We start from the raw sequence: 18964 nt of genomic DNA on the forward strand, positions 1-18964 counted from the left end.
ACCTCCTGTCGAACGTCTCGGAGATCCTCAACGGCCGGGGCTGGATGGCCGAGACGAGCTACCCCCTGCTGCCGGAGCGCGAGCGGCCCGACTTCCGGTTCCGCGACCCCGACGAGGGCGCCGTCACCCTCGAGGGCCACGACCTGCGCGACTACGCGCAGGACGACGTCCGGCGCGCGGTCTGCCTGGTCGACCAGCACGCCCACCTGTTCGGCACCACGATCCGCGCCAACGTCGCGCTCGCCCGGCCGGACGCCGCCGAACCCGAGATCGTCGACGCGCTGCGCCGCGCCCGCGTCTGGGACTGGGTCTGCGGCCTCCCCGGCGGACTGGACGCCCACGTGGGCGAGCACGGCGCCCGCGTCTCCGGCGGCCAGCGCCAGCGGATCGCGCTGGCCCGCGCCTTCCTGTCCGGCGCGCGGCTGCTGATCCTGGACGAGCCGACCGCCCACCTCGACCCCGCGACCGCCCGCGGCCTCCTCACCGACGTTCTGTGTGACACGTCCGGGACGGGGATCCTGCTCATCACCCACACACCGCCGCCGCCCGGGACCGCGGACCGGGTCCTGCACCTGCGGTCGGGCCGACTCCAGGAGGCCGGCGCCGGAGGAGAAGACCGATAGTCAGGGTGCGGCGCCCGGGTCGCGCCGCCGGGCGTCGCCCAGCACCTCGTCCAGATCGCCGAGGCGGTCCAGCTGCTTGACGGCGCGGGCGGTGCGGTGGTTGTGAGCCAGCCGCTCGCGGTGGCGGTGGACGAACTCCCAGTACCCGGCGGTGTAGGGGCAGGCGCGCTCCCCCGTGCGTTCGGTGGGCCGGTAGGCGCAGGGGCCGCACAGGTCGCTCATGGTGTTGATGTAGGCGCCGCCCGAGACGTAGGGCTTCGTGGTGATCCGGCCGCCGTCGGCGTACTGCGACATGCCGATCACGTTGGTCAGCATCACCCAGTCGTAGCCGTCCACGAAGCAGCGGTGGAACCAGTCGGTCACCGCCGCCGGGTCCCAGCCGCGCTGGAGGGCGTGATTGCCGAGGATCATCAGCCGGGGGATGTGGTGCACCCAGCCCCGGTCGCGGACCTGCGCCAGGGTCGTCGAAAGGCAGCGGGCCCGGACGGCGCCGGCGTCCAGTTCGGCGAACCAGCCCGGCAGCGGCACGTCGTGGCCCAGGGCGTTGGACTCGCGGTAGCGGGGGCCGAAGTGCCAGTAGAGGTTCCACATGTACTCGCGCCACCCGGCGACCTGCCGGACATAGCCCTCGACGGAGTTGAGCGGCGCGTCGCCCGCCCGGTAGGCGGCCTCGGCGGCCTCGACGCACTCGGCCGGGTCGAGCAGCCCGAGGTTGAGCGACGCGGACAGCAGGCTGTGGCTCATGGCCCAGTCCTCGGCCAGGACCGCGTCCTCCCACCGGCCGAAGGTGGGAAGGCGCTTCTCCACGAACGCGCGGAGGGCGCGCCTGGCCTCGGCGCGGGCGGCCGGGAAGAGCCTGGGGCCGTCCCGGCCGACGAACGACACGTGCCCGCTCCGCTCCCAGCGGTCCAGATCGGCCCTGACCCGCTCGTCGATCTCGTCTTCGCGCGGGCGGTAGGGGGCGGGCACCGGCAGCCTCGCCTCGCCCTTGGGCGGGGGCTCGCGGTTGTCCTTGTCCAGGTTCCACTGCCCGCCGACGGGCTGGTCGCCGTCCATCAGCAGGGCGTGGTCCTGGCGCACCTGCCGGTAGAAGCCCTCCATCCGCAGCCGCCCGCCGCCGGCGGACTCCGCCCATCGGCCGAACGCGTCCGGCCGGACGAGGAAACCGCGCGGCGGCAGGACCTCCACCTGCCGGAGGCCCCGCACGAAGGCGAGGGCCGCGTGGGACGTGGGGTGGTGGACGGTCACCGGGGCGTCGCCCACGGCTCGTTCCAGGCCGTCGCGGTACGTCTCCGCCTGGACGTAGCGGACGCGGTCCCCGAGTTCGGCCGCGCGGTGCCGCATCGCGGACAGGACCAGGTGCGCCTTGGCGCGGTGGAAGCGGCGCCGCCGGAAGACCGCCCGCGACTCGATCATGACGATCTCGGCGTCCGGCCGCAGGAAGTGCGGGCCCAGCTGGTCGCCGAACAGCCAGTGGAAGCGGGCCTCCGAGCGGTCCTTCGAGCGGTCGTGGGCCACGCGGATCCTCCCCCTGGACGCCCGGACTCCCGCTCAGTGTGGTGCACGGCCCGTCGCGGGCGAAGGCGGCACGCGACGCCGTCCGTTAAGGGCGGACTCACGAAGGTCCAGCGACCTGCGGACTTTCGTCCCTAATCGGACGCAGGCCCGCTGTACAGGCTGTCTACATGAAGCCGGACGAGACAATCGCTACCGAGACCCTGCGTCGGCTCTGCTCCGGAGGGCCGGTGACATCGGTCTACTTCAACCTGACCGCGCCTCCCGGGGAGGAGGACGCCGCGCTGCGCTGGGAACGCCTGGCCAGAAGGCTCCGCGCGCAGGGAGCCGACGGCACCTCCGTGGAAGCGCTGGGCCGCCTGGTCGCGAGGGCGGAGCCGGGGTCCGGAACGCTCGCCGCGTTCGCCTTCGACGGCGACCCGGAGCCCGTCGCGGTCGAGATGCCGGACGCTCGGCAGCCTGATCTCGCCGTCCGCGGGCCCGTGCCGCGGCTCCTGCCGCTGCTGGCGTGGCTCCAGGAGCGTCCGCCGTACGTGCTCACCCTCGTCGACCGCAAGGGCGCCGACATCGAGACGTGCCGGGGCGGGACGAGGACCGCGACCACGAGGACGATCGACGGCCCCGACGACGAGATCGTGCGCAACGCGCCGGGCGGCTGGTCCCAGTCGCGCCACCAGCACCGCGCCGAGGACTCCTGGGAGCACAACGCGACCAGGGTGGCGCACGCGCTCGCGGACGACCTCGCTGAGACCGGCGCCCACGTGCTGCTCCTCGGCGGCGACGTGCGCGCCATGCAGTACCTCACCAAGCACCTTCCCGAGGGCGTCCGCGATGAGGTGACCGTCGGGCACGTCTCCGGAGGGCGGAACCGGGACGGCGCGCGGCGGCGCCGCCAGACGCAGGTCCGGGAGCACGTGAGCCGGTGGGCGGACGAGGAGACCCGCGGGCTGCTCCAGCGGCTGGACGAGGCGCGGGGCCCGTCCGGCCTCGCGGTGGAGGGCGCGGCCGCCACCCTCCGGGCGCTGGCCCGCGGCCGGGTCGGCACGCTGCTGGTCGCCGACGACCCCGCCGACCGGCGGACGGCCTGGTTCGGCCCCGCGCCGACGCAGGTGTCCGACCGGCGGGCGACCTTCGCCGAGTCGGGCGGGGGCCCGGTGGAGCACGGCCGGCTGGTGGACGTCGCCGTCCGCGCCGCGGTGCTCACCGGAGCCGAGGTGCGCGTCCTGGAACCGGGGGCGCCGGATCTTCCCGCGCAGGGCATCGGCGCCCTGTGCCGCTATGCCTGAAGCGCCGGGACGTCCGGGGCTTCGCCGGTGCCAGGGGGGCACCGGCACCGTCCTGGAGATCGACTCGTAGCCGCCCGGACCTGCGGAAACGCCTCCCAGCTGGGGACCTTCGTCCCTGCCGCGGCGTGCTCGGGCGGCGGCAGGCTGGAATGGTCCGTGTTCGCCGAGACCGCTCTGGAGCCATAGCGATGACGTTCACAGGGATACAGGGGCTGGATCGGAGCATCGACACCACCAACCGGTGGATCGCCGATGTGGCCGCCGCGTTCGGGACCGAGGACCGCCGGTTCGCCTACCGGGCGCTCCGGGCCTGGATGCACACGCTGCGCGACCGGCTGACGGTCGAGTCGGCCGCGCATCTGTCCGCCCAGCTGCCGGAACTGCTGCGCGGGGTGTACTACGACGGCTGGAGTCCAGGCCACATGCCCCGCAAGTACGACCTGCGCGAGGTCACCGTCCACTTCGCCGAGCAGGCGCGCATCGGACGCGACGACGTGCCCAAGACGGCGGCGGTCGTCACCGAGGTCGTGTCCTCCAAGATGGCTCCGGGAGGCGTCGAGCAGGCGCTCTGGAAGCTTCCCGAGGAACTCCGCAGGCTGTTCCAGCCGGGCGGCGAGCCCGCGGAGCGCGCCGCGGCCCGTTCCGGGGCCCGTGCGTCGGCGCCCCGCGCCGTCATGTGAGGCCGCTCAGCGCATGCAGGCGAGGAACCAGTCCGTGGCGTACCCGGTGACCGCCTGGAGGGCGCCCGGCTCCTCGAACAGATGGGTGGCGCCCGGCACGACCGTCAGCCGGTTCTGGCAGCGCATGCGCCGCTGCGCCCGCTGGTTGAGGCCGAGCACCTGCCGGTCCTCACCGCCCACGATCAGCAGCGTGGGGGCGCGGACGTCGCCGAGGCGGCGTCCGGCCAGGTCCGGGCGCCCGCCGCGGGAGACGACGGCGGTGATGTCGGCGCCGGGCTCGGCGGCGGCCCACAGCGCCGCCGCCGCGCCGGTGCTCGCGCCGAAGTAGCCCACGCGGGCGCCGGCGGTCTCCGGCCGGTCGCGGAGCCACGCGGTGGCGGCGACGAGCCGGTCGGCCAGCATGCCGATGTCGAAGACGTTGCCGCGGTCGAGTTCCTCCCCGGCGGTCAGCAGATCGAACAGCAGCGTGCCGAGGCCCGCCTGGTTGAGCCCGGAGGCGACCAGCCGGTTCCGCGGACTGTGCCTGCTGCTCCCGCTGCCGTGCGCGAACGCCACGACTGCACCCGCCCCCTCGGGGACGGTGAGATGCCCGGTGAGCTCCACGAACCCGCCGTCGATCCACAGCTCCTCGTCGACGACCGGCGGATCGTCCGCATCAGTATCGGACGCCCGAGACGGATCGGTGCCCCTACCAGGCTCGGCGCCGCCAGCGGGGTTGGTCGCCCCGCCCGGATGAACGGCCCCGCCAGGATCGGTGGCTCCGCCAGAGCTGCCTGCTCCATACGGGCTGACCCAGCCGAGCTCCGAGGCTCCCCCAGGGTTGGTGGCTCCGCCGGGGTGGGAAGCGCCGGAAGGGTTCGCGGTTCCGGGAGGCTCGGCGGTTCCGGCGGGGTCGGAGTCGTGCCGGGGGCCGGACGGCGGTGTCGCGGCGCGTTCCAGGAGCTCGACCACCTCGCCGTCGGACGTCTGGCCGAACTCGCGGTACCACTGGCCGACGGCGTGGAAGAGGTCCGGTTCCAGCAGGCACACCACGTCGTCGGCGACCTGGCGCAGACCGGCGAGGGTGTCGGGTGAGCCGACGGGGACCGCCAGGACCACGCGGCGGGCGCCCTGGGCGCGGGCGACCTGGCAGGCGGCTCGCGCGGTGGCGCCGGTGGCGACGCCGTCGTCCACGACGACGGCCGTGCGGCCGCTCACCCCGGCACGGGGGCGGCCGCGGCGGAAGCGTTCGACGCGGACGTCCAGCTCGGCCTGCTCGCGCCGCCGCGCGTCGGCCAGGTCGGCCTCGCCGAGGCCCGTGAGACGGACGATCTCGTCGTTGACGATCAGAACGCCGTCCTCGCCGATGGCGCCCATGGCCAGCTCGGGCTGGAACGGCACGCCCAGCTTGCGGACGACGATCACGTCCAGCGGCGCGCGCAGTTCCCGGGCGACCTCGAACGCGACGGGCACCCCGCCGCGCGGCAGCCCCAGCACGACGACGTCCGAGTCGCGTAGATCGTCCAGCCGCTCGGCCAGGCGCCGTCCGGCGTCGGCGCGGTCGTCGAAGTCCAGCATCGTCACCTCCCGGGTTCGGGTGCGGGCACCACCGCCACCGGGCAGCGGGCCTCGTGGAGCGCGACCTGGGGCACCGGCCCCAGGAGCATCGGGGGCGGCGAGCCGATCCCCCGGACGCCGACGACCAGCATGGCCGCGCCGTGGGAGGCGCCGACCAGGGCCCGCCTCGGGGCGTCCAGGACGAACCTGGTCTCGATCAGCACCTCGGGGCGCCCGGCCCGCCACGGCGCGACGGCCCGCTCGAAGCGCGCGATCGCCTCGTGCCTGACGGCCCGCGGATCGATGAAGGGCACCCGGTCCGGTCCGGGCAGCGTGGCCGGGTCCCACCAGGAGCACACCGCCGTCACCGGGTCGTGGTGCAGCACGGCCTCCTCGACGGCGAAGCCGAGCGCCGCGTCGCCGGCCGGCGAACCGTCCACTCCGGCCACGATCCGCCCGCCGTCCAGCCGCGCGGGCGAACGCACGACGACGACCGGGCAGGAGGCCTGGGCCGCCACCTGGACCGCGGTGGAGCCCACCGGGAGCCCCTGGAACCCGCCATGGCCGCGCGAGCCGACCACGACCATGACGGCGCCGCGGGACGCCCGCAGCAACGCGCCCGCGGCCGACCCCTGCTCCAGGCACCAGCGGACCTCCAGGCCACCGGCGAAGGCGCGGGCCTTGCGCACGCCCTCGTCGGCCACGATCGCGCCCTCGCTCCGGAGGACCTCCAGGGTCTCCTCGTCCGGCGGACGCATGGGGTAGGGCCAGTGCCACACATGGCAGACGGTGAGGGCGAGGCCGCGGAGCCGGGCCTCTCCCGCCGCCCACTGGAGCGCCTGCTCGGCGGCGGGCGACCCGTCGTAGCCGATCAGGATGGAGCGCATCCGGTTGTGGTCCCCCATCGGCCGTCTCCCTCCTCTACCGCGAGGGTGTTTCCATCCTCACCGAACGGAAACGCCCAGGTAGAAGCGGTTTCGGAGGTCGCGATGGCGGCGCGCTGGGAGTTCTGGATCGATCGCGGCGGCACGTTCACCGACGTGGTCGCCCGGCGGCCGGACGGCGCGCTCGTCACCCACAAGCTCCTCTCCGAGGACAGGGACCGCTACCAGGACGCCGCCCTCGCCGGGATCAGGCACCTCCTCGGGGTCGCGCCCGGGGCGCGCGTCCCGGCCGAGCTGATCGCGGGCGTGCGGCTCGGCACGACGGTGGCGACGAACGCCCTGCTCGAACGGACGGGCGAGCCGACCGTCCTGGTCATCACCGAGGGCTTCCGCGACGCGCTGCGGATCGCCTACCAGAACCGGCCGCGCATCTTCGCCCGGGAGATCGTGCTGCCCGAGCTCCTCTACGCGCGGGTGATCGAGGCGAGGGAGCGGATCGACGCGGGCGGGCGCGTGCTGGTCCCGCTGGACGAGGCCGCGGTCGAACGCGAGCTGCGCGCCGCCTACGACGACGGGTTCCGTTCGGTGGCGATCGTGTCGATGCACGCCTACCGGCAGCCCCTCCACGAGATCGCCATCGGGATGATCGCGCGCCGGATCGGCTTCCCCCAGGTCTCGGAGTCGCACGCGACGAGCCCGCTGATGAGGCTGGTCTCGCGCGGCGACACCACCGTCGTCGACGCCTACCTCTCGCCCATCCTGCGCCGGTACGTGGACCAGGTGTCCGGGGAGCTGGACGGCGCACCGATCATGTTCATGCGGTCCAGCGGCGGGCTCACCGAGGCGCACGCGTTCCGCGGCAAGGACTCGATCCTGTCCGGCCCGGCGGGCGGCATCGTCGGCATGGCGCGCACGTCGGCCGCGGCGGGCTTCCACCGGGTCATCGGCTTCGACATGGGCGGCACGTCCACCGACGTCTCGCACTACGCGGGCGAGTTCGAGCGCCAGTACGAGACGCAGGTCGCGGGGGTGCGGATGCGGGCGCCGATGCTGAGCATCCACACGGTCGCGGCCGGCGGCGGCTCGGTGCTGCGCTTCGACGGCGGCCGGTACCGGGTGGGCCCCGACTCCGCCGGCGCCGACCCCGGGCCCGCCTGCTACCGGCGCGGCGGCCCGCTCACCGTCACCGACGCCAACGTGATGCTGGGACGGATCCGGCCCGAGCACTTCCCGCACGTCTTCGGACCGGACGGCGACCAGGCCCTCGACTCCGCGGTCGTGCGGGACCGCTTCGCCGCCCTGGCCGGCGGGATCGGCGACGGCCGCCCGGCCGAGGACGTCGCCGCAGGGTTCCTGCGCATCGCGGTCGCGAACATGGCCAACGCCATCAAGAAGATCTCCGTCCAGCGCGGCTACGACGTCACCGGGTACGTGCTGGCCACCTTCGGCGGGGCGGGCGGCCAGCACGCCTGCGCGGTCGCCGACGCCCTCGGCATGCGGCGGGTGCTCGTCCATCCGCTGGCGGGGGTGCTGTCGGCGTACGGTATGGGCCTGGCCGACGTCACGGCGATGCGGGAGCACGCGGTGGAGGAACCGCTGGGCGAGGATCTGCTGCCCGAGCTGGACGCGATCCTCGGGAGCCTGGAGCGCGACGCGCGCGATGAGCTGCGGGGCGAGGGGACGGACGCCGGGCACGTGGTCCACCGCGCCCACCTGCGCTACGCGGGCACCGACACCGCCCTGCTGGTGCGGGCCGGGCCGGTGGAGGCGATGGTCGCCGAGTTCGAGGAGGTCTACCGGCGCCGCTTCTCCTTCCTCATGCGCGACAAGCCGATCGTCGTGGAGGCGGTGTCGGTCGAGGCGGTGGGCGACGGCGACCGGGCGGCCGAGACGCCGGTCGCCGGGGTCGGCGAAGGTCCGGCCGAGGCGGAGCGCGTCCCGATGCACGTCGACGGCGCGTGGCGCGACGTCGACCTGTACCGGCGGGAGCGGCTGCGGCCCGGCGACGCGGTCCAGGGCCCGGCGATCATCGTGGAGGCCAACGCCACGACCGTCGTCGACCCGGGCTGGCGGGCCGCGGTGAACGACCTCGGGCACCTGCTCCTGGACCGGGTGGCGGCCCGGTCCGGCGGGCGCGCCGTCGGCACCGGGGCCGACCCCGTCATGCTGGAGATCTTCAACAACCTGTTCATGTCGATCGCGGAGCAGATGGGCGTCCGGCTGCGCGCCACCGCGCACTCGGTCAACATCAAGGAGCGGCTGGACTTCTCCTGCGCGATCTTCGACGCGGGCGGGGGGCTCATCGCCAACGCGCCGCACATCCCCGTCCACCTCGGCTCGATGGGGGCGTCCATCAGGGAGCTCGTCGAGCGCCGCCGCGCCGCCGGGGGCATGCGCCCGGGCGAGGTCTACGTGCTCAACGACCCCTACCACGGCGGCACCCACCTGCCGGACGTCACGGTCGTCACGCCGGTCTTCCTCGGGGACGTCGAGGCCGGGGCGGCCGCGGACGAGGCCGCCGAGATCTCCTTCTTCGTCGCGTCCCGGGGCCACCACGCCGAGATCGGCGGCATCACGCCGGGATCGATGCCGGCCTTCAGCGCGCGGGTGGAGGAGGAGGGCGTCCTGATCGACAACTGGCTGCTGGTCGAGGACGGCAGGCTGCGGGAGGACGAGACGGTCGGGCTGCTGACCTCGGCGCCCCACCCGTCCCGCAACCCGCTCGACAACGTCGCCGACCTGCGCGCCCAGATCGCCGCCAACGAGAAGGGCGTCGGCGAGCTGCGCGACATGGTCCGCCACTTCGGCCTGGACGTCGTGCAGGCCTACATGCGCCACGTCCAGGACAACGCGGAGGAGGCGGTCCGGCAGGTGATCACCGCGCTGCGGGACGGCTCGTGCGCCTACGAGCTGGACGACGGCGCCGTGATCCAGGTCGCGGTCCGGGTCGACCGCGGCGCCCGGACGGCGGAGATCGACTTCACCGGCACCTCGCCCCAGTCGGCCGGAAACGCCAACGCGCCCTCGTCGGTGGCGATGGCCGCGGTGCTGTACGTGTTCCGCACGCTGGTGGCCGAGGACATCCCGCTGAACGCGGGGTGCCTGACGCCGCTGCACGTCACGATCCCGCCGGGGTCGATGCTCGCGCCGCGGTACCCGGCGGCCGTGGCGGCGGGCAACGTCGAGACCTCCCAGGCCGTGACCGGCGCCCTGTACGCCGCGCTGGGGGTGATGGCCGAGGGCTCCGGCACGATGAACAACGTCACCTTCGGCAACGAGCGCCACCAGTACTACGAGACGGTGGCCGGCGGATCCGGCGCCGGCGACGGCTTCGACGGCGCCGACGTCGTCCAGACCCACATGACCAACTCCCGGCTCACCGACCCCGAGGTGCTGGAGTGGCGCTACCCCGTCCTGCTGGAGGGATTCGAGATCCGGCGCGGGAGCGGCGGCACGGGGCGGTGGCACGGCGGCGACGGCGGACGGCGGCGCATCCGCTTCCTCGAACCGATGACGGTCACCACGCTGGGCAGCCACCGGCGGGTCCCGCCGTACGGGATGGCCGGCGGCGGGCCGGGCGCTCTGGGCCGGCAGTGGGTCCAGCGCGCCGACGGCTCCGTGGCGCCGATGGAGGGCCGCGACTCGCTGCCCGTCGGCGCCGGGGACGTCTTCGTCATCGAGACGCCCGGCGGCGGTGGCTACGGCGCGGCGTGAGCCCCCGCACATCAACCGCGCATCAGGAGGGTGTCCAGGGGCCGCCCGCTGTGCAGGCGGCCGACGGCGTCGGCGATCAGGGGGCCCACGGACCGCACCCTGAGCGGCGCCGCCCGCGCCCCTCCCACCGGAAGGGTGTCGGTGACCAGCAGGCACCGGATCGGGAGCCGGCAGAGCCGGTCCCGCGCGGCCTCCACCAGCGGTCCGTGCGCCGCGGCCACGGTGATGCCGGGCGCGGCGCCGTGCGCCAGCAGGACGCGCACCGCCGCCTCGATCGTCCCGCCGGTGCTGATCATGTCGTCCACGATGACCGCGGGGCGGCCCTCCACGTCGCCGACCAGTTCCTCCGCGTGGACCCTCTCGCCGCTCAGCCGCGTCTTGCGCACCACGGCGACCGGACGCCCCAGCAGCCGCGCGTAGTGTTCGGCCGGCTTGACCGCGCCGAGGTCGGGCGCCACGAGCACGGCCGCGTCCGGCGTCAGCTCCGCCAGCTCGTCCGCCAGGAGCGGGACGGCCGTCAGCATCTCCACCGGAACCGGGCTCATGGCCTCCAGGGCGACGGTGTGCGGCTCCACCACGACGAGCCGGTCCGCCCCGGCCGAAGCCAGCGCGTCGAGCGCCACCCTGGCGCCCACCGCCTGCCCCGCCCGGTCCCGGCGGTCCTGCCGGGCGTACCCGAAGTACGGGACGACCGCGGTGACCGCCCCCGCGCCGGCCCGGCGGCACGCGTCCAGGAGCAGCAGCAGCTCGACCAGATGGCCGTCGACGGCGGGCCCGGTGGGCTGCACCACGTAGACGTCCCCGCCCTGGACGCCGTGCACGACCGGCCGCAGCTCTCCGTCCGGGAACCTCTCCACGTCGCAGGGCACCGGCCGGAGGCCCAGCGCGGCCGCGACGGCGGCGGCGAGGCCCGGATGAGCCGTCCCCGCCACGATCCGGGTCGGCATCATGCTCCTGTCGGACATCACCCTCCCGTCGTCGGCCGCTCGATCCGGTTCTTCCCCTCCCTCGACCGGATAGCCCAACTCACCACATACCGGCCGACCTGCACGAATATGGACCTTTGGCCCTGGTGGCGTCCCGCCGCCCGTTCGCACGATGGAATCGACGCGACGTGAGGGGGGACACGATGCGAGCGAGCGAAGGCGACCGGCTGATCGTTCACGGACACCACGTGGGCGAGGCGGCCCGCAGGGCCGAGATCCTCGAAGTGCACGGACGGAACGGAGAGCCGCCCTACCTGGTGCGGTGGGACGACGGCCACGAGACCACGTTCTTCCCGTCCTCGGACTCCACCATCGAGCACCAGCCGGCCGAGTGGGCGAGGCGCTAGAACGACGGGGGGACGCCATGGACGGGGCGACGGCCGCTCCAGAGGTGACCGTGGAACGCCGGGGAAAGATGCCGGAGGACGCCGCCGACTACGCGCGCTCCAAGGTGAGCGCGGTGTTCCGGCGCGCGCCGGAGCCGGTGCTGTTCGCGCGCGTGAAGCTGATCATGTCGCCGGATCCGGCGGTGCCGCGTCCGGCGACGGCCCAGGCCAACCTGGACGTCAACGGGCGCCTGGTGCGGGCGCAGGTGGCGGCGCCGAGCATGACCGAGGCCGTCGACCGGCTCCACGACCGGCTGCTGAACCGGCTCGACCGGATCTCCCGGCACTGGGAGGCCCGCCGCGGCGCCTACCCCACGAGTCCCGCGACGGGCCCGCACGAGTGGCGCCACGGCGCCGAGCCGACGCACCGTCCGGACTACTACCCGCGCCCTCCGGAGGAGCGGGAGCTGATCCGGCACAAGTCGTTCACGCTGACCGCCGAGACGCCCGACGAGGCGGCCTTCGACATGGAGGTGCTCGACTACGGGTTCCTGCTGTTCACCGACGTCGAGACCGGCGAGGACAGCGTCATCTACCCCGCCGACCACGGCTACCGGCTGGCGCAGGCGACGCCGCGCGAGCGGACGGGCGCGCCCCGCGCCATCCCGTTGACGATCAGCCCGCGCCCGGCGCCCACGCTGACCGCCGAGGGGGCGATCGAGCATCTGGAGGCGACCGGCCGGCGCTGGGTGTTCTTCCGCGACGCCGAGTCCGGGCGGGGCAACGTCCTCTACCACCGCTACGACGGGCACTACGGGCTGATCGTCCCCGCGTAGCGCGCGGCCCTCCACGAGGTGGCCGGAAATCCCCCGCCATCGGGTCTTGCGGCGCCCACCACCCCTGCTTACTATCCAGTAACCAAAGTCTGAATACGGTGATGTTCGGATTTGGGCGGATTCATTAGCGGCCCACAAGGCACGCGGAATCCAGGGCCGGCCATGCCCGCGACCGTCCATCACCGCGCAGCCGGCGCCGCGGCCCGCGCGGATCCCCGCCTGCCGCCGTGCGCGCCGGCGTGGACGCGGAAGAGTTCCGCGCCCCCGCCCCCATCTGGGCTACCCCCACCCCTCCGGGAGAGCAAGCATGCACGCTGCGACCACCCCCGCCCGCCCCAGACCGCACCGTCGCCTGCGGAGCATCGCCGCCGCGGCCGTCCTGGCCGCCGGCGCCCTCGCCCCCGCCGCCGGCGCGACCGCCGCGCACGCCGCCGCCCCCCTGCGCGAGGTGATGTTCGTCGGCAACAACTGGGAGGGCACCGCCGACGTCATCAAGTCCAGCGGCGACTTCGCCAAGATCGGCCGAGTGAACGTCGTCCCCGACAGGAGCCAGCGCCTCACCGCGATCTACCTCAACCCGATCAACCTGGCCGTCTTCCTGGGCATCCGGGCCACCGCCGGCGAGGGCCACGACCAGCTCGTCGACGACCTGTACTCCACCCCCGACGGCTCCGCCCTGGTCGCCTCGCGGCCCAGCTTCGGCGACGTCGTCTCCATCGACCTGACCACCGGGAAGGTCAGGTGGCGCTTCGCCGTCTCGGGCTACCGCGCCGACCACATGTCGGTGTCCCCCGACGGCACCAGGGTCGCGGTGTCGGCCTCGCTCGGCAAGGTCGTCCACGTCCTGGACATCAACACCGGCAAGCAGCTCGGCTCGTTCGCCACCGGCGACAAGCCGCACGAGAACATCTTCACCAGGGACGGCAGGTACATCCTCAACATGTCCATCGGGAACGTCGAGACCGACCTCGACGACCCGTCCCAGGACTGGACCAAGGGCGACCGGCACATCACCGTCGCCGACGCCTCCACCTACAAGGTCGTCAAGACCATCGACATGCGCTCGCGCCTGGACGCCTTCGGCCGCAAGGACCTCTCGAACGCGATCCGGCCCGCGGTGCTGTCCCCGGACGAGTCGAAGCTGTACTTCCAGGTCTCGTTCTTCAACGGCCTCGTGGAGTACGACATGGCCACCGACAAGATCACCCGGGTGAGGACCCTGCCGAAGAACCCGGCGACCAGCGACGACCGCACCACCTTCGTCAACGACTCCCGCCACCACGGCCTGTCGATGAGCCCCGACGGAAGCAGGCTCTGCGTCGCCGGGACCATGGACGACTACGCCACCGTCGTCAACCGCTCCACCCTCCAGGAAGGCCCCCTGGTCACCGCGTCCAAGCCGTACTGGGCCACCGTCAGCGGCGACGGCCGCGCCTGCGTCATCTCCGAGAGCGGCGCCGACCAGGTCACCGCCATCGACTTCGGCACCGGCCAGAAGATCACCTCTGTCCCCGTCGGCGACCACCCGCAGCGCGTCCGCCTGGCCCACATCCCGGCCACCTGGACCGGCACCACCGGCTGACCCCCGCCTTCCCGCCACCGGGACGCGGGCCCCCGCCCCGCGTCCCGGTTCGCGTCTCCCCCTCCTCAGGGCACGTCCGATGTGGTGAGCTCGGCGGGTGGAGGACGTGTCCTGCAGACATGGCCGCGTTTCTCGCGGAGGCCGGGAGCGGCCTCAGGTCGCCCGGGCGGCGACGGCGTGGCCGTGCAGGATGGCCGTGAAGCGCTCGTCGGCACGGTCGAGCTGGCCGGTGATGTGCTGTTTGATCCGCTCCTTGAGCGGGGTGTCGGGGCGGTTGATCAGGTCCTTGAGCTCCGGGACCAGCGGACGGTACTTGCGGGCCAGCTTGCGGAGCTTGGGGCCGGTGGTGTGGATCAGCCCGACGCCGTTGTCGGTGAAGTCGGAGACCTTGATGACGCGGGCGGCCGGGTGGCGTTCCAGGCTCTCGACGACATGGGCGCGGTACTGGGCGTGGACGTCCCCGCCGCGGTCGTAGACGGGGTTGGTCACGGCGCGGACGAGTTCGGCGACGCGCGGCCCGAACTCGGCGGACAGGACGCCGAGTGCGGCCTCCGCCGGGTCGGCGTGGCCGTCTCCGGCCAGGTCGGCGGGGTGGTCCTCGACGGAGTCGTGCATGAGCGCGGCGACGAGGAGGTCCGCGTCGTCCATCTCGTAATGGCACATGATGCGCAGCGTCACCCGGAGGAGATGGTTGACCACGGGCTCGCGGACGCGGCGGTCCTGCCGGTGCAGGTCGCCGGCCAGGGCGAGGGCCGCGCTCAGCCGCCGCCAGTCCGGTTCCCGGAACCGCAGGATCTCGCGGGAGAACCGGTCGCGGAGTCCGGCCTCGCCGTACACCTCGGTGATCGTGTGGAGCGGAAGAGTCTGCAGATAGCTGGGCACCGTGTTCCCCTCTCGCGGGAGGTGCGCCCGTCCGCGGGCCGGAGGGGCGTTCCCGCGTACCGGTTCGACGCCGTCCGTGATCATCCGGTTCCGTCGTTCCCGCTGGTCGCGGGCAGCCGCCATCGACCGGTCGAAAGAATTATCGAATCGAGCGATGAGTTCTCCGGGCGGCGCCGGTCTACCCCTGCATGACGACGATGCGAGAGCACGCAAGCGGCGGGCTGCCGGAGACCGCCCCCGGCCGTTCCCGGACGCCCGCCGTGATCCGGCTGCTGGTGCTGGCCACCTTCGTGGTGATCCTCAACGAGACGGTCATGATCAACGCGATCCCGCGGCTGATGGCGGACATGGACGTCACCGAGCAGGCGGCGCAGTGGCTCTCGACCGCCTTCATGCTGACCATGGCCGCGGTGATCCCGGTGACGGGGTGGTTCCTGCAGCGGGTCACCACCCGCCGCGCCTACGCCACCGCGATGGGCGTCTTCCTCGCCGGGACGGCGCTGGCCTCGGTCGCGCCGGTGTTCGAGGTGCTGCTGCTCGCGCGGATCGTCCAGGCGACCGGCACGGCGGTGATGATGCCGCTGCTGATGACGACGCTGATGACCGTGGTGCCCGAGGAGGACCGCGGCCGCGTGATGGGCAACGTGACCATGGCGATCTCGGTCGCGCCGGCGATGGGCCCGGCGGTGTCGGGCCTGATCCTGCAGCTCGGCTCGTGGCGGCTGCTGTTCGCGGCGGTGCTGCCGGTCGCGGCGCTGATCGCCTGGCGCGGCCTGGCGCGGCTGGAGAACGTCGGAGAGCCGCAGGCCGGCACCATCGACTGGTTCAGCGTCGCGGCCGCCGCCCTCGGGTTCGGCTCCCTGGTGTACGGGCTGAGCAGGTTCGGGCAGGGCGGCGCGCTGGTCCCCGCGTCGATCGTCGCCTTCGGGGCGGTCACGATCGCGGTGTTCGCCGTCCGCCAGCTCCGGTTGCAGCGCCGCGACGTCCCCCTGCTCGACCTGCGCGTCCTGCGGCACCCCGTCTACGCCCTCTCGCTGCTGCTGATGGCCCTGGGGTTCATGGCGATGATGGGGTCGATGATCCTGCTGCCGATCTACCTGCAGAACCTGCGCGGGCTCACGCCGCTGGAGACGGGCCTGCTGATGATGCCCGGCGGGCTGGCGATGGGGCTGCTCGGCCCGGCGGTGGGCCGGCTCTTCGACCGCTTCGGCGGACGGGTTCTGATCATCCCCGGGGCGGTGGGCATCGTGCTCGCCCTGGGCGGGTTCACCCAGATCTCGGCGACGATGCCGTACTGGCAGGTGCTCGGCCTGCACTCGCTGCTCATGGTGTCGCTGGCGGCGGCGTTCACTCCGGTGTTCACCCTCGGCCTCGGGGCGCTCCCGGCCCCGCTCTACTCGCACGGCAGCTCGATGCTGGGCACCCTCCAGCAGGTCTCCGCGGCCTTCGGCACGGCACTGGTGGTGACCGTGATGACGGGACGCGCCGAGAGCCGGACGGCCGACGGGGTCGCCACCGTGCTCGCCCAGCTCGACGGGATGCGGCTGGCGTTCGTCATCAGCGCAGCGCTGTCCCTGGCGATGGTCGGGGTCGCGTTCCTGCTGCCCAAGCGCGTGAAGGCGGCCGAGAAGCCCGCGGTGCCGGAAGCCGCCGACCGCGTCCTGGAGCCGGCCGCCCTCTGAGCGGGCGGCGCCTGCTCAACGGACAACGCCTGCCGAACGGGCCGATGGTGAGCCTTGCTTTCGCCTCGGCCCGTTCGGCGTTGGGGCTGCTTCACAGGTAGTGGCGCAGGACCAGGTCGGCGGGATAGGGGTCCAGGTAGGTCTGCTGGGTCAGGTAGTCGAGGCCCTCGCCCATGGCGTGGTGGCGCAGGAGGGCGATGGGGACGCTCAGGGGCGCCTGGCCCCGGCGGTAGGTGTCGATGGCGGCCAGGAGGTCGTGGCGGCGGGTGTCGTCGAGGTGGCCGCTGAGCATCCCGAAGACGTGCTGGAGCGCGTTCATGTGGCGGCCGCGCTTGGGACGGACGGCGAGCGCCGCGCTGAACGCGTGCCGGTAGTCGGCCTCCAGCTCGTCGCGCGGACGGGGCCCCGCCTGGGCGACGATCCGTCCGAGCGCCTGGTAGGCGGACGGGTCGTGGGCGAGGATCTGGAGCTTGTGGCGGCTGTGGAAGGCGACGAGGTCGCGGGGCCGCCAGTCTGCGCCGAAGAGCTCGCGGAGCCGGGCGTGCGCGAAGATGCGCTCGATGAAGTGCTCGCGCAGGACGGGGTCGCGGAGGCGGCCGTCCTCCTCGGCGGGCAGGTCCGGGAGCGCCTCGCGGACGAGGTCGGCGAACACCCCGCGGCCCTGGCGGTCGACGGGCTGGTCGTCGGTGCGCTCACCGGGCCTGCCGGAGGCGTGGCGCGGCAGGCGGAACAGCCCGCAGGAGGGCGAGCGCGACTTGAGCACGTAGCCGTCCAGGACCTCCAGCTGGGGGACGCGGGTCTCGGCGAGCGCGGTCATCGCGGCGGTGTGGTCGGCGGATCCGTCCTTGGTGACGAGGTGCCCGTCGGTGAGGAGCCGCAGCGTGGGACGCGGCGTGCCGAGGCCGATCTCCATCTCCGGGCAGACCGGGACCCAGTCGACGTGCGGGTCCAGGACGTCGGTGAGGAACCGGTCGCGGCTGTGGCCGCCGTTGTAGCGGACCGGGGCGCCCATCAGGCAGCTCGACACCGCGAGGCGGGGGCGCGGGTACGGGCCGGCGGCCGTCACAGGAGCTCTCGCATCCGGCGCAGGCCGCGGGCCGTGCGCGCCTTGACGGTGCCCAGCGGGACGGCCAGCCGGTCGGCGATCTCCGTCTGCGTCAGCTGTCCGAAGTGGGCCATCACGATCGCCTGCCGCTGCGGCAGCGGCAGGACCGCGAGGGCGTCCCTGACGTCGCAGGCGGTCTCCACGGACGGCGAGGCGTCGGGCGTCCGCACGGCCGGCAGCTCCGCGTGGTCCTCCAGGGGGAGCGTCCGGCGGTAGTGGCGGGCCTCGGCGCGGAGCTGGTCGATGGCGCGCCTGCGGGCGATGGCGAGGACCCAGGGCTCCAGGGCGCGCGCGGTGTCGAAGCGGCGGCGCGACCGCCAGACCTCCAGAAAGACCAGCTGGACGACGTCGTCCACGGCGTGCCGGGGCACGAGCCGGACGACGTGGCGGCGGACGAGGGGGCCGAGCGAGGTGTAGCACTCGGCCAGCGCGGTCTCGTCCCCGCGTGCGAGCCGCTCTCCCAGGTTCATGAGCTGGACCTTTCCCGAGGGAATCGTTTCAAAACTTATTCATAGTCGATTCCGTGGGCGGCGTCGGGCCCCGACACGGCGAGGGGCGATGCGGGGGCGTGGCTTTCGCGGCGTGTCAGGGCGCCGCGGGGCCGTCCAAAATCTCGGTGACGGCTTGGGAAAGGCTTGTCACGAGGCGGGCGGCGTCCGGCAGCCGGTCCCGCCTCCAGCCCGGCCCGCCGACCAGGAGCCGCACCGCGGGACGGGTGCCCGGAAGATCGGCCAGCCAGTCCGGGTCGCCGGTCTCGGCGATCTGCGACCAGACGAAGACGGTGCCCGGCCCCGAGCGCCGGATCGCGGCGGCGAGGGCGCTCGCGGGGACCCGCGCCCCCAGCAGGCTCGCCGCGACGCCGCCCTGCGCCAGCGCGGCGGCCAGCGCGTACAGGGGCAGGCTGTGCTGCTCCTCCGGCGCGCAGGCGAGCAGGACGGGCCGGATGTTCACCGGCCGCGCGGGCGGCGGCACCTCCGCGAGGCCGCCGAGCACCACCGTGGACAGCAGGTGCTCCACCTCGACGCAGCCGCCGCCCGCCGCGTGCTTGCGGCCGATGCCGATCAGGACCGGGGCCATCAAGCCGTTCCAGGCCCGCACGACCCCGTCCCGCGCGATCGCGGTCCGGACCGCGTCGGTCATGGCGGGGACGTCCAGCGACATCGCCGCGCGGGCCAGACCGCGCACCTCGGCGGTGTCGGCTCCGGCGGGCGCCTCCCCGACGGGCACGCGGTTGCCGCCGGCGCCGTGCCCGCGCGGCCGGCGCGGCGCGCCGGGGGGCTCGCGCAGCGCGGCGAGGGCGGCCTCGCCCGGCGGGGCGCCCGCGAGG

16 protein-coding genes are annotated in these 18964 nt (G+C 73.9%); 8 read left to right on the top strand and 8 right to left on the bottom strand.

Annotation, left to right across the window (positions count from 1 at the left end; all coding sequences use genetic code 11):
* The coding region (locus AB0K37_RS30995; RefSeq protein ID WP_363987008.1) for an ABC transporter ATP-binding protein at positions 1-623 on the top strand (623 nt) is incomplete at its 5' end.
* Here AB0K37_RS30995 and AB0K37_RS31000 read toward each other — a convergent pair.
* On the bottom strand, positions 624-2141 hold the full coding sequence (locus AB0K37_RS31000) for a cryptochrome/photolyase family protein (protein ID WP_363987009.1): 1518 nt from the start codon (positions 2139-2141) through the stop codon (positions 624-626). It lies immediately after the preceding gene.
* Positions 2142-2368: 227 nt separating this feature from the next.
* Between AB0K37_RS31000 and AB0K37_RS31005 the strand changes: the two genes are divergently transcribed.
* Positions 2369-3424 (top strand): Vms1/Ankzf1 family peptidyl-tRNA hydrolase, encoded by a 1056-nt coding sequence (locus tag AB0K37_RS31005; RefSeq protein WP_363987011.1) that lies wholly within the window; start codon positions 2369-2371, stop codon positions 3422-3424.
* A 188-nt stretch (positions 3425-3612) separates the two neighbouring features.
* Positions 3613-4104: a DUF2267 domain-containing protein gene (locus AB0K37_RS31010; protein ID WP_363987013.1), complete on the top strand. Its 492-nt coding sequence runs from the start codon at positions 3613-3615 to the stop codon at positions 4102-4104.
* A gap of 6 nt (positions 4105-4110) precedes the next feature.
* Here the strand turns inward: AB0K37_RS31010 and AB0K37_RS31015 are convergent, their stop codons facing one another.
* Both AB0K37_RS31015 and AB0K37_RS31020 read right to left on the bottom strand, forming a co-directional pair.
* Positions 4111-5661, bottom strand: a complete 1551-nt coding sequence (locus AB0K37_RS31015) for a phosphoribosyltransferase family protein (protein WP_363987015.1) — start codon at positions 5659-5661, stop codon at positions 4111-4113.
* Between the two features lie 2 nt (positions 5662-5663).
* Positions 5664-6545, bottom strand: coding sequence for a universal stress protein (locus AB0K37_RS31020; protein WP_363987017.1), 882 nt, complete (start codon positions 6543-6545; stop codon positions 5664-5666).
* 84 nt (positions 6546-6629) lie between these two features.
* Here AB0K37_RS31020 and AB0K37_RS31025 point away from each other — a divergent pair, with 84 nt between their 5' ends.
* Positions 6630-10238, top strand: a complete 3609-nt coding sequence (locus tag AB0K37_RS31025) for a hydantoinase B/oxoprolinase family protein (protein WP_363987019.1) — start codon at positions 6630-6632, stop codon at positions 10236-10238.
* Between the two features lie 11 nt (positions 10239-10249).
* On the opposite strand, the gene AB0K37_RS31030 is transcribed toward AB0K37_RS31025, so the two are convergent.
* Positions 10250-11203 (bottom strand): ribose-phosphate pyrophosphokinase, encoded by a 954-nt coding sequence (locus tag AB0K37_RS31030; RefSeq protein ID WP_363987021.1) that lies wholly within the window; start codon positions 11201-11203, stop codon positions 10250-10252.
* 164 nt (positions 11204-11367) lie between these two features.
* Between AB0K37_RS31030 and AB0K37_RS31035 the strand changes: the two genes are divergently transcribed.
* From AB0K37_RS31035 to AB0K37_RS31045, 3 genes are all read left to right on the top strand, one after another.
* Positions 11368-11571, top strand: a complete 204-nt coding sequence (locus tag AB0K37_RS31035; RefSeq protein WP_363987022.1) for a DUF1918 domain-containing protein — start codon at positions 11368-11370, stop codon at positions 11569-11571.
* A gap of 17 nt (positions 11572-11588) precedes the next feature.
* Positions 11589-12386, top strand: coding sequence for a sigma 54 modulation/S30EA ribosomal C-terminal domain-containing protein (locus tag AB0K37_RS31040; protein ID WP_363987024.1), 798 nt, complete (start codon positions 11589-11591; stop codon positions 12384-12386).
* A 307-nt stretch (positions 12387-12693) separates the two neighbouring features.
* Positions 12694-13968 carry a YncE family protein gene (locus AB0K37_RS31045; RefSeq protein ID WP_363987025.1) on the top strand — a complete coding sequence of 425 codons (1275 nt, stop codon included), beginning with the start codon at positions 12694-12696 and terminating at the stop codon, positions 13966-13968.
* Between the two features lie 153 nt (positions 13969-14121).
* On the opposite strand, the gene AB0K37_RS31050 is transcribed toward AB0K37_RS31045, so the two are convergent.
* Positions 14122-14850, bottom strand: coding sequence for an HD domain-containing protein (locus AB0K37_RS31050; protein ID WP_363987027.1), 729 nt, complete (start codon positions 14848-14850; stop codon positions 14122-14124).
* A 197-nt stretch (positions 14851-15047) separates the two neighbouring features.
* Between AB0K37_RS31050 and AB0K37_RS31055 the strand changes: the two genes are divergently transcribed.
* Complete coding sequence (locus AB0K37_RS31055) at positions 15048-16532, top strand: MDR family MFS transporter (protein WP_363987028.1); 1485 nt, start codon at positions 15048-15050, stop codon at positions 16530-16532.
* A gap of 91 nt (positions 16533-16623) precedes the next feature.
* Here the strand turns inward: AB0K37_RS31055 and AB0K37_RS31060 are convergent, their stop codons facing one another.
* From AB0K37_RS31060 to AB0K37_RS31070, 3 genes are all read right to left on the bottom strand, one after another.
* Complete coding sequence (locus tag AB0K37_RS31060) at positions 16624-17598, bottom strand: DUF523 and DUF1722 domain-containing protein (RefSeq protein WP_363987030.1); 975 nt, start codon at positions 17596-17598, stop codon at positions 16624-16626.
* Positions 17595-18107, bottom strand: a complete 513-nt coding sequence (locus AB0K37_RS31065) for an RNA polymerase sigma factor (protein ID WP_363987031.1) — start codon at positions 18105-18107, stop codon at positions 17595-17597. Before AB0K37_RS31065 ends, AB0K37_RS31060 begins: the two co-directional genes overlap by 4 nt.
* 115 nt (positions 18108-18222) lie before the next feature.
* Positions 18223-18964 (bottom strand): B12-binding domain-containing protein (locus AB0K37_RS31070; protein ID WP_363987033.1); only part of this gene is annotated, 742 nt, incomplete at its 5' end.

The organism is Actinomadura sp. NPDC049753 (assembly GCF_040674655.1).
Lineage (GTDB): Bacteria > Actinomycetota > Actinomycetes > Streptosporangiales > Streptosporangiaceae > Spirillospora > Spirillospora verrucosospora.